This window comes from Pseudomonas fluorescens (assembly GCF_001902145.1).
Taxonomy (GTDB): Bacteria; Pseudomonadota; Gammaproteobacteria; order Pseudomonadales; family Pseudomonadaceae; genus Aquipseudomonas; species Aquipseudomonas fluorescens_BV.
In genome coordinates this window covers 1-1077 of record NZ_MRST01000001.1, presented here as the reverse complement: position 1 = coordinate 1077, position 1077 = coordinate 1, and the positions used below count along the sequence as shown (strand labels likewise).

At 62.4% G+C, this 1077-nt stretch carries 1 protein-coding gene; it reads right to left on the bottom strand.

Annotated elements, in window-relative coordinates; translation table 11 throughout:
- A partial coding sequence (locus BUE92_RS00005; protein WP_256673916.1) for an Ig-like domain-containing protein occupies positions 1-1077 on the bottom strand: 1077 nt, incomplete at both ends.

The window sequence follows — 1077 nt, the reverse complement described above, 5'->3', positions numbered from 1 at the left end:
TGAATACGTCGGTATGTCCGCCGTTCGCTACGTTGCCTTGGGTTGGCCCTACGTCGTCCCAGACGTTACCAATACCATTGCCACCGGTACCGCCTGTACCCGGTTTGTCCGGTGCGGTGGTGTCAATGTCCAGGGTGAAATCGGCCGTCGGCGGGCTCGCGGCACCCGAGAGGTTGGTCGCTACGGCGGTGAAGTGGTGGCTGCCTTCCAGCAACTCGGTCGTCGGGGTGAAGCTCCAGTTGCCTTGGGCCGTGGTGCGCACAGTGCCCAACGACGTACCATTATCAAACACTTCGACCACGCTGTTCGGGCTGGCACGACCGACCAACGTCGGCGTGGTGTCGTCCGTTACGGCGCCGCTGCTCAGGTTGTCGGTCAGGCTGCCTTCATTATCCTCGGCGTAATCCAGGCTGATGACGACCGCAGAGGTGTCTACGATGAAATCAACCGGGGCGCTTGGGTCGGAGCGGTTGCCCGCCGGGTCTTCAATCACCACCACCACACTGTGCGGACCGTCCGGCAGCGGATTCGTCGGCGTGAAGCTCCACTGGCCGTCATTTTCGACCACGGTAGAACCGATCACCTTACCGTTGTCCTCGATGATCACGATATCGCCTGGGGTACCGGAACCTTCAATGGCCGGGGTCCTGTCGTCGGTCGTGCCGTTCTGAGGGATCAGGCCGACGGTCGGGCCGACGTTATCGTTGGCGGTTACGTCATCTGCGGCGTCAGGGCGCGTGGTGTCGATGTCCAGACGAAAATCACCGGTGCGGCTTGGGTTGCCCGTAGCATCGATCACCAGGGCTATGAAGTTGTGGGTACCGTCCGGCAGTTTGGCAGGAGGCGTCCAGCTCCAGTCGCCCGTAGCGGTGGCGGTCACACTGCCGGCGAGCGTGCCATCAAGCGTCAGGAAAACCACCTGGTTCGGCTGAGCGGTACCGCGCAGTTCTGGCATGGCATCGTTGGTCAGGTCGCCACCGTGCAACATACCGGTATGACCGTCGACATCATCCCAGGCGCCCGTGATGGACGGAGCTGTGGCGTTGCCGCCTGCCAGCACGTCGAAACCGAACGAGT